Origin of the sequence: Pseudomonas putida (assembly GCF_001941965.1) — a bacterium.
Taxonomy (GTDB): Bacteria; Pseudomonadota; Gammaproteobacteria; order Pseudomonadales; family Pseudomonadaceae; genus Aquipseudomonas; species Aquipseudomonas putida_L.
Genome location: NZ_MKZO01000010.1, coordinates 123,412 through 133,174 on the forward strand (window position 1 = coordinate 123,412; position 9,763 = coordinate 133,174).

The 9,763-nt window shown below is 62.1% G+C and carries 8 protein-coding genes, 1 pseudogene and 1 riboswitch; of the genes and pseudogenes, 1 reads left to right on the top strand and 8 read right to left on the bottom strand.

Annotated elements, in window-relative coordinates:
- Positions 1-8: 8 nt before the first annotated feature.
- Positions 9-482 carry a DUF6882 domain-containing protein gene (locus PSEMO_RS06335; RefSeq protein ID WP_075802290.1) on the bottom strand — a complete coding sequence of 158 codons (474 nt, stop codon included), beginning with the start codon at positions 480-482 and terminating at the stop codon, positions 9-11.
- 123 nt (positions 483-605) lie between these two features.
- Between PSEMO_RS06335 and PSEMO_RS06340 the strand changes: the two are divergent.
- A pseudogene (locus PSEMO_RS06340) lies at positions 606-773 on the top strand (TetR family transcriptional regulator); the annotation flags it as partial.
- Between the two features lie 36 nt (positions 774-809).
- On the opposite strand, the gene PSEMO_RS06345 reads toward PSEMO_RS06340, so the two are convergent.
- From PSEMO_RS06345 to PSEMO_RS06375, 7 genes are all read right to left on the bottom strand, one after another.
- Positions 810-1,673: a hypothetical protein gene (locus PSEMO_RS06345; RefSeq protein WP_075802292.1), complete on the bottom strand. Its 864-nt coding sequence runs from the start codon at positions 1,671-1,673 to the stop codon at positions 810-812.
- Positions 1,674-1,676: 3 nt separating this feature from the next.
- Positions 1,677-2,243 (bottom strand): manganese efflux pump MntP, encoded by a 567-nt coding sequence (mntP, locus tag PSEMO_RS06350; protein ID WP_075802293.1) that lies wholly within the window; start codon positions 2,241-2,243, stop codon positions 1,677-1,679.
- 3 nt (positions 2,244-2,246) lie between these two features.
- A riboswitch (yybP-ykoY riboswitch) is annotated at positions 2,247-2,415 on the bottom strand.
- An 87-nt stretch (positions 2,416-2,502) separates the two neighbouring features.
- On the bottom strand, positions 2,503-3,954 hold the full coding sequence (locus PSEMO_RS06355) for a DUF726 domain-containing protein (RefSeq protein ID WP_075802294.1): 1,452 nt from the start codon (positions 3,952-3,954) through the stop codon (positions 2,503-2,505).
- A gap of 19 nt (positions 3,955-3,973) precedes the next feature.
- Positions 3,974-4,690: a hypothetical protein gene (locus tag PSEMO_RS06360; RefSeq protein WP_075802295.1), complete on the bottom strand. Its 717-nt coding sequence runs from the start codon at positions 4,688-4,690 to the stop codon at positions 3,974-3,976.
- 122 nt (positions 4,691-4,812) lie between these two features.
- Positions 4,813-5,016, bottom strand: a complete 204-nt coding sequence (locus PSEMO_RS06365) for a hypothetical protein (RefSeq protein ID WP_075802296.1) — start codon at positions 5,014-5,016, stop codon at positions 4,813-4,815.
- A 231-nt stretch (positions 5,017-5,247) separates the two neighbouring features.
- Positions 5,248-8,658, bottom strand: a complete 3,411-nt coding sequence (locus PSEMO_RS06370; RefSeq protein ID WP_075802297.1) for a DEAD/DEAH box helicase family protein — start codon at positions 8,656-8,658, stop codon at positions 5,248-5,250.
- Positions 8,659-8,721: 63 nt separating this feature from the next.
- Complete coding sequence (locus PSEMO_RS06375; RefSeq protein WP_075802298.1) at positions 8,722-9,549, bottom strand: hypothetical protein; 828 nt, start codon at positions 9,547-9,549, stop codon at positions 8,722-8,724.
- Between the last annotated feature and the right edge of the window lie 214 nt (positions 9,550-9,763).

The following is a 9,763-nucleotide window of genomic DNA, read 5'->3' on the forward strand; positions in this document are numbered from 1 at the left end:
CAGACCTCTCATGCCACCACCCGCCTCACCCCCGTCAGCGCCAGGAACGAATTCAACTGGCCATGCGGCGCCCGGTACACCCCCAGCGCATTCAGGTATTTCACGCTGATCGCCGCCAATTCCCAGGCCATTGGCTCGTCATCGATGACGAAGGCCTGTTCCGAGACGAACAGGTCCAGCCCGGTGAGATCCCCCAGGGCCTTGAGCGGTGCGGATTTTTCCCGGTGCCCCGGCAGCAGCGTTTCGTTGCTCCAGGCCCAGCGCCAGGTATTGGCATTGCCGGCATGGCTGCCGATGAAGATCACGTCCGCTTCGCACACCTTGCGGTCGTCGGCGTCGTACATTTCCAGAAGCCCGATCGTCTGGTCGAACGACCATCGGGTGTAACTGCCGAATCGATGTTCGGCTTGAAGCAGACTTTGTTTTTCCTTCAGTTCATCCACTGCGGACCGCAGGAAGCAGTCGAAGTTGTCGTTAGTCATGAGAAGTCCTGAACGCTACGGTTGGCGTGGCCAGAACGATCAAGACTAGACGCAAATGGCTGGCCGCTGGTCGGACAATTTCTGCGTCATGACCACTTACGTCATCGCTATATAGTTTTATATATTTCGACTTCAGGTTTCGCCGCGTACGCCGTGCGCCGGACCATCCTCGACGCCGCCAGCCAGGCCTTCGCCGAAAAGGGCTACGCCGCAATCAAGATCGCCACCATCGCCGGGATGGCCGGACTGCCCAGATCCAACGTGCACTACTACTTCAAGTCCAAGGAGAACAATGCCGCGCACCTGATGCTGCGCGGCCTGATGCCCTCAGTCCCGTGCGGATGATGGCAGCAGTTCCAGCACGCGGTCGCGACCGCCTTCGGCCACCAGGTAGGTGCCACGGTCGGTCGGCACGATGGACTGCGGTGCCTTGAGGAACGACAGCACGGTACTCTGCCGGCCCTGTGGATCCACCAGCAACAGGCGGGCACGGTGGGTCGAGTCTTCACTTATCCACAGGCCGCGGTGGTCGCACATCAGGTAGGTCGGCTGGTTGAGGCCGCTGAGAATCACCGGATCGCTGTGGTCTTCGGTCAACTGGCGGACCACGCCGGCTTCCTTTTCGCTGTAGAGCAGACGACCGTCGCTGCAGCGGGTGATCGACTCGGTTTCCGTCAGCCCATCACGCAGCACGGTCAGCGAAGCGTCGCTCCAGCGGTAGCGCATCAGCCGGCCATCGCCCTTGCGGTCCTCGATGGCATACAGATCCTCGCCATCGTTCCACAGGCCCTGGACGTTGATGCCGGTGAACAACGGCGTGACCTGGCCATCCTTGAGCAGGCTGACCGGGGCCTCGCCCTCCTCCTGGCTGAACACCCAGCCGCCTTGCGCGGCGGTCATGCCATCAGGCTTGGACAGGTGGCCGACCAGGGTTTCCCGCTGGCCGTCAGGCTGGATCCGCACGATGCTGCCGCTGCTGCCGCGCAGCTCCTGGCTGACCATCAGCGAGCCATCGGGCAAGGGCGCCAGGGACGCCGCCTTGGGCACGGCGCGGTAGGCCACCTGGTAGCTCCAGTCGCCGGCCGCCTGCACCGGATAAAAGCTCTGCCAAGCAAAGAAGCCCAGCGCAGCGAGGATCAATGCGGCCAAGGCCAGCAGGAGCTGACGCACTAACGAGAAGCTTCGAGTCATGGATCAAACCGCCGTCAGGTGTTCATAGAGAATGGTCGCGCCCACCAGCATCAGCACCACGCCACCGACGATCTCGGCACGCTTGCCGACCACGGCGCCAAGCACACGACCGAGCATCACGCCAAGGGTGACCATCACGCAGGTGGCCATGCCGATGGCCGCTGCCGCAACCAGGATATTCACGTTGACGAAGGCCAGGCCCACGCCCACCGCCATGGCATCGATGCTGGTGGCGAACGCGGTCACGGCGAGGATGAAGAAGGAGTGCTGGGTGGCTTTTTCTTCGGTTTCGTCTTCGTGCTTCAGACCGTTGTAAATCATATGCAGGCCAAGTGCCAGCAATAGACCGAAGGCGATCCAGTGGTCCCAGTTTTCCACGTACTGCACCGCGACCTGGCCGATGCCCCAGCCGACGATGGGGGTCATGGCTTCGATCACGCCGAAGATCAGGCCGGTGCGCAGGGCTTCGCTGAAACGCGGTTTATGCAGGCTCGAACCTTTGCCGATAGCGGCTGCGAAGGCATCGGTGGACATCGCCATGGCGAGGAAGAAAAGGGAAATCGGGTTCACGGTTTCTATCCAGTCGGGCTATGAGTCAACGACGCAACCACACGCCCGACTTCAGGCATGGATGCATCGTTGGTCTCGCCAACCAGAAGGTGTTCACGCCACGGCTGCTGCCGAGAATGTTGACGCGAACGCGCCTGACCGAGGGTCAGGAGCAGGCTACTCCCCAACAAGGGCGGCCAATATAGTGGCCCGGATGTGAAAAAAACATCAACCTGAATCTGCTTTTCCCTTCCCGGACTTCATGCGGCGAAGTCGAGTATCAGATCGTCAAGGCGCGGTTACCCAGTTTCGCCCTGGCGTAGAAAATGATTGCCACCGTCGGAATCAGTGCCGAATAGCCAGGCTTCACCGCGGTCATGAGGTGAGTAACCGTCCGACCGACCGACGTGCTCACGCGGCTGGCGATCAGGCCGGTCCAGTTGCCGAGCGCGAGGTTGGCCACCGCGGCAGTTCCCGACGGCACCAGCGCCTGCCCACCGCCCGCAGATGCCGGGGACTTGAGCAACGCGGGCAGGGTCAGACGCTCGGCCAGGGCATCCACATGACGGAAGTACTCCTGCGCGCTCATGCCTTTGACCACGCCCAGCACATCGCCCTGCAGTACCGGGTTGTCTGGCAGGTGCTGGCCAAAGAAGGTCCGCACCAGCTCGGCCTCGACTTCGAGGATGGTGCCGCAATGGTGCAGCGCCTTGCCCAGATCAAAATGCTTGACCAGCATCTCCAGGGCATCGGCATAGGGCAAGCCGCGTCTACGCGCCAGATTCACCAGGCAGTGGCCGGCAACGAGCTGGAACTCGCGGGTGAAACCATACAGGCGGTCGTCATGATCCAGGCTCGTCCAACTGCTGGTCGCGAGGTGCTTGCTCGCCTCGTCGAGCATGCTCGGCGGCGACAGCTCCAGCAGATCGTGCAGCAGGTAGTCGCTGCGCACAGGATCGTTTGGCTGCTCAGCGGTGCCAACTGCCACCGCCGGATAGTGCTGCCCGCGGAAGCCGGCAAAACCGCTGACGGTCAGCACCTGGTGCAACTTGCGCCAGTAGTCCTTGTGGCCGAAGCCGTGCATCGCGATGTTTTTGAAATGCTCTACCTCGCGACGCCCAAGGCATTTTTCATCGACGCAGAGCAACAGGGTGGCGTCGGATTTCGACCAGGCGTTGATCAGCTCACCGTCGATGCACGCTTTCAGGCGCGCCGCTTCTTGCGCACTGACCTCGACGGCCGCCGCCATCAGCAGCACGTCGCCGATTCTTGGCAGAGGTGCCGTCGGCTCGCGCGCCAGTGTGCGCAGGGTGCTGACCAGCACACGGCTGCCAAGGGAGTGGCCCACCAGGTTGATGGTCGTCACCTGTGGGTGGTGGACGGCCAGGTAGTCGCGCAACTCATCGAACAGCGCCGCGCCGATCGCCTCGGCGTCGCTGCGCCTGCCCGCGAAGTGCCTGGCCCGATCCACCGCCAGCGCGCCAACCGCGGCATAAGGCGAGGTACGCAAGGCGCCGACGATGGAGGCAATGCTGTTGCCGCCCAGGTCGCAAATGTGGCCCGAGCGCCAGAAGGCGAAGATATTGATGCCGTTGTGCAGGGTAGCCGGGATATGGCTCGCCAGCTCGCGCCGGTCACGCAGGTCGTGCCCCGCGGAGTAGCCATGCACGAAGACATTGGCGACCGTCCGCTCGTCATGGGGCAAGGTCAGGAATTTGAAATGCTTGTCCAACGGTGACGCTCCATCCGGCTCAGTAAAAGTAGTTGGACTCAGCCTTGCTATTCAGCCCAACCACCACGCTGCCACCGATCCGGCAGGCTGTCGGCGACTCATTCGGGCCCCAGTGACGGCAGTAGTAACGCCCTTCGTTGACCGCCTCGCCATCTTCCTCGAACACCTCGATCACTGCATTCCACAGCGATACCCGCGGTGCGTCGCTGGTAGGGTCGAGACACAGCAGGTGAGTGATCTGCAGTTCTTCCTCGTCGTTGGCCTGATAACCCTGGTAGCCGATCACCAGCAGCCAGTGACCGGAACCGTCTTCCCAATCGACCCCGACGATAGGGATCTTCAACTCGTCGATGGCGTCGGCGATATTGCGAATGGTCTTCTTGCGCCGTGCGGCGATCTCCACGGGCTCAGCGGTCACCCCGACCCGACGGAAAATATCCACCAGCCAACTCACGTCGAAGTCGTCGGTGCCTTCCGATACCAAGGCGCCAAAGCACATCAGCGACTCACGAAACCGTCCCAGGCGGGTCCGCCCGTCGAAGCGGTCGAGCGACTGTGCCTGCTCGCGGGACATCACGCCCAGGGCGATCAGGGTCATGACCACGCAATACGGGCCGCAGGCACCGTCCATCTCGCCCTGGCGCAGATGCACCAGGTCGTGGTTGTGGTCATGGGCGATGGTTACCGGACCGTTGGGCGATACCGACAGCCAGGGGCTTACGAACATGCGATTCATGGTGGGTCATTCCTTTGCGTCAAACGAACCCGATGACAGCAGAGCGACTGTCGCGGGGAAGTGATGTCATTATGCCAAGGCGGAGCGTATTACCCCATCCCGCCAATGTCCCATTGCCCGACTCAGCGCCGGCCCATGAACGGCAGGATGCCGATCAGCATCAGTTCCAACAGGGTCGGCTTGCGCGTGCCCAGAGAAGTGCCGGCACAGGCAGGACAAGCGGTGAAACAGTCGCCTGGGCCCAGGGCGTCACTAGCGGGGGCAACGGTTTTCTTCCAGGTGCACTGCTTGCAGTACCAGGTCCAGGGTTGTGGGCGAACGGGCATGGGGACTCCTTGTGATTCAGGTAACAGGCGTAAACCCTCTGGGTCTGGGGAACACTAAGGGCACGCCGCTGGCGCTGCCATAGGTGGCTGAATCCACAGGTAAAGTTTTCGGCGGGATTGTCCGCGCAGACAGCGTATGGCCAAGGCATCCTGGCACTTCCACCCGCCACTTGCGTCAACCTTTTGCACATGCCTGCCGGGAAAGGCACAAACCTCCCCGGCAGAACATGGTCAGGCCACCAGTGCCCCTTCCTCGATGCGCTCCAGTGCCACGATGAGCGCCTCGACCCGTCCGGACTCGAACAACTGGTCCGGTCCCATGGGCGTCAGGTCGGTGAACGGCGAGGCATAGAGCAACTCTGCGTTCATCACGCCGTGCTCGGTCAGGTGCTGGATGATCAGGTTGGTGAACTCCAATTGGTCGGCACTCATGGCCTTGCCGGCGATGAAGTCGGCAAGGGCCGCCGTGGCAGCCTCACGCTCCAGCCCCACCAGCGAGCGAACGAACAGCCCCAGGCCCTTGGCCTGCGCCTTCGCCCGGCTGATGTCCCCGGCCCCTGCACCGCTCTCCTGAAGCATCTGCTCCAGGGCTTGCAGGTCCAGGGCCGTCAGTTGCTGATTGCGCCGCAGCTTCTGCAGCGACAGATGATCCTGATGGGCACGCAGGAAGGCCCGAGCCTTATCCCGGAAACGCTCGAAACTCGCCGGGTTGGTCATCGATGGCATCAGCACTTCCTCGATCTCTCCCAGTTCATCCTCGAAGTGGGTGTAGAGCGTCACGCCACGGCCCTTTTCCAGCAACTTGATCAGGTGCCGAAGCTTGCGCCGCACCTGCTCCAGCATCGATACCGTCACGTCCTGCCACCAGTCCTCGCCCGTGACGGCTTCGATCAGCAGGATATGCTGGGCGATCGCGGGAACGTTGGACTGCCCCAGCAACGCCTCTGCCAGGTCGCGGACCTTCTCGCTCAAGCGGGCGAACCCCGGTTCAGCGTTGAGCACACAGAGCTGCAGGCGCATCAGCAGCAAGTCGAAACGCTTCGCCTCTTCCTCCTCCTCGGCCACGGTGCTTGGCAGGCCGGAAAGATGCTCCGCCAGTTCGTGCAACTGGGCATCGCTCAATTGCTCCCAGACCGCCGGTTCGGCATACATCTCCACATAGCGACGCTGCGGCCTGACCACGAAGTTGTCCAGAGTCATGCCCGCCACCCGCTCGTGCAGCAGGTGCGCAATGTCCCCTCGCAGTTGTTCGTCGCTGTACAGCGGCGCCTCGCCGTCCGGTGAGGCGCTCGCCGGAGCGGTGGCGCGACGCCGGTCGAGCGCCGCCAGAAGCTCAAGTCGGGTCTTGAACAGTCGCTGGCCCAACGGCTCGCTCAGGGTCCCCTCGCTGGGCTCGGGATTCTGGTTAAAGAATTCCAGGTTCTGGCAGAAGTCGAATATGAAGAAATCTTCCTTGTGCTGCCCTGGCCCGTAGAGATTCGGGCTCAGCCGGGTACCGCGCCCCACCATCTGCCAGAACTTGGCCTTTGAACGTACGATCTTGAAGAACACCAGGTTGACCACCTCCGGTACGTCGATACCGGTATCGAGCATGTCCACGGAAATGGCGATGTGGGGCGCCTTGTCCTTGAGCGAGAAGTCATCGATCAGGCTCTGGGCGTATTCGGTCTTGTAGGTAATGATCCGCGCGAAGGCGCCTTTCTTGTCCGGGTAGTTCTCGTCGAAGCGCTTGGCGATGAACGCCGCGTGGGCATTGTTCTTGGCGAAGATGATGGTCTTGCCCAGACGGTCGCCACCGGCCACCTTGTGACCGCGCTCCATCAAGGTCTGCAGGACCTTGTCCACCGTATCGGTGTTGAACAGCCAGCGGTTGACCGCGTCGGCGTTGACCTCATCGGGGCGCTCATCCTCCTCGCCCCAATCAGCTTCGTCCCACTCATCCTTCTCGTCTTCGCTGAGGTCATCGTAGCGAATGCCCTCGCGCTGGAACTTCAACGGCACCGATACGCCGCGCGGCTTCACCAGATAGCCTTCGGCGATGGCGTCGTCGAGGGTGTAGGCATCGGTAGGGACGCCGCTTTCCAGGTTGAACAGCCCATAGGTATTGCGATCGATCTCGTCCTTGGGCGTGGCCGTCAGGCCCACCAGCAAGGCATCGAAGTAGGAGAAGATTGCACGGTACTTCTGGTACACCGAGCGGTGCGCCTCGTCGATCACGATCAGGTCGAAATGACCGACGCCAAAGCGGCGTTCGCCGCCCTGCTTTTCGTCGATCAGCCCCATCATGGTCGGATAGGTCGAGACGTAGATCCGCCCCTCGGTGTTCTTCTCCGTAACCAGATTGACCGGCGATGCCGACGGCAGGAAGGTCTTGAAGGCATTGGCGGCCTGGTTGACCAGCGCCACCCGGTCGGCCAGGAACAGGATGCGCTTGGCCCAATTGCAGCGCATCAGCAGGTCGCACAGGGCAATCACCGTACGGGTTTTCCCCGCGCCGGTCGCCATCACCACCAGCGCCTTGCGCTGATGGTCCTGCTCTAAGGTTTCGCCGATGCGGCGGATCGCCCGCAACTGGTAGTGGCGCTCGACGATTGCCGGGTTGATGCTCGCCTCGCCCAAGGGCTTGCGACTGCTGCGTCGCTGGACCAGCAGCTCCAGTTCGGATTTCTTGTGGAAGCCCTGCACCAGCCGCGGTGGATACAGCTCGCTGTCCCACAGCCAATGCTCGTAGCCGTTGGTGTAATAGATCAGCGGACGCTGTCCGTAGGCCTGTTCCAGACAATCGGCGTAAAGCTTGGCCTGCTGCTGCCCCTGCAGTGGATCGCGCTGGGTGCGCTTGGCTTCGATAAGCGCCAGCGGCTTGCCGTCATCGCCCCACAGCACGTAGTCGACGAAGCCTTCACCCGCGTCATTGGGCATGCCGACGACCTTGTACTCGCGGTCACGCGGCTGATCCAGCGCCCAACCCGCTTCGTGCAGCAACTGGTCGATGAACAGATCGCGGGTCTGGGCTTCGTTGTAATCGTGGGTATCGGCGACCTGGGCGTTGAGCACCTTGGCCAATGCGATTTCATTGCGCAACCGGGCCAGTTCGGCATCCAGTTCGGCGTTGCGCTTCTGATAGTCGGCCAGCTCGGTATCCCGCCGCGCGAGATCGGACTCGAGCTTTTTCAGCTGCTCCTGGCTCTTCTGAACAGCGTCCCGTGGCGACGCCGGCAACAGCGACGAACGGAAGGCCAGGGTACCTTCCGGCTTGCCGGCAGCCGTACGGGCATAGTGACGCGCCAGCCAGTAGGCAACGTGAAACAGCTCGCTGACCACCGCCCGCGCATCCTGCTCACGAACAGGCCGGGCACTGTGTACGGCATCGTTGCCACGCTTGCGGATGATCTCCATCTTGACGTGCAGCATCGGCCCCACCAGTACCTTGAACGTCGGCTCGAACAGGTGCGCCGAGAGGTCGTTCTTGTACGGTGTGCGCAGGCTTTCATCCGCGCGGTACAGCCAGTTCACCAGCAGTTCCAGGGCGCGCCGCGCGTAGAAGCAGCTGGAGCGCGGATCGGCATGCACGTTGGCCTCGGCATTCACCGCCTCGTCGTGCAGCTCGGGCCACTCGGCCCGCAGGAAGAGGAAGTTGCTCATTGACCGTCCTCCGTATGCTGTTTCAACAGGGCCAGGCAGGTCATGCGGGGTACGACAGTCATGTCACCATCCTTGAAGTATCGCGTCGGCATCCAGACGGTTGGTCAGGTACGGAGTGAAACCGGCAAATAGGATACAAAGTGCCAGCATCTCGCGCATCCCCAGATTGCCCTCCACACTGCCCGGTTTGCCGGCGTGGCGAATGCCCGGGTAATCACAGGTGAAGCTGTACAGGTTCTTCAGGGCGTCACGCACTTTGCGGTGTGGCCAGTTCAGCTCGTCGCAGATTGCCGACAAGCTGTACTCCTTCACCTGTGGGTTGGAGCGGCCCAGTGCTTCCAGGAAGTTCACCTGTTTCTGCAGGCAGGTTTTGATCCTTCCTTCGCCACCACGGTCGTGCAGATCACGAAAGGCCTCGTCGAAATCGCGCTGCAGGGTGTGCAGGTGCGGATGGTCGCGGGTGTGATCGCGCAGGTCGTGGAGCAGATGGGCAAACACGCCGGGCAGGGTCGGGTAAAGCCGGCAAGGGCGGCGCAGTTCGTAGCGCAGGTTGAACAACTCGACGAAGGCGGCGAGTCGGTTGTAGTACGTGTTGGCCAGAGCATCACCGGCCAGGTCGTCGAGTACGGCATGGGCATTCTGCAGGAACCCCAGCAGGGACGCCTCGTTGCGAAAGTCTGCGGCCGACACGCGCTGGAAGGCCCGGCGACTGGCCTGGATATCGTCGACGATATCGGCCAGAGCGGCGTTTTCGGGGATTTGCTTCAGTGCCGGCACCAACGCCCGGTACAACTCGCAGAACAAGTCTTCCGGCGCCGCCGCACGCCGCGCCAACGGGCTCCAGACTTCACGCCAGGTGCGGGACCAGACAGGAAGTAGGGAGCCGCGCATGGATTAGAGCTCGCCTCGGAAAGCGCGGTGTTGGAGGGACAAGTCGAAATCCTTGAGGTCGTTCAACTGCGCGACCGCTTTGGCCTTTAGGGATGCTCCGATCAACTTGTCGTGCAGCCGCGGCAAGTTGCAATTTTCCAGGCACCTACAGCGTCATTGGACGAAAAGTGACCGAAAAATCATGTACGGAGAGCTTTTTCGACCGGTTCTCCGT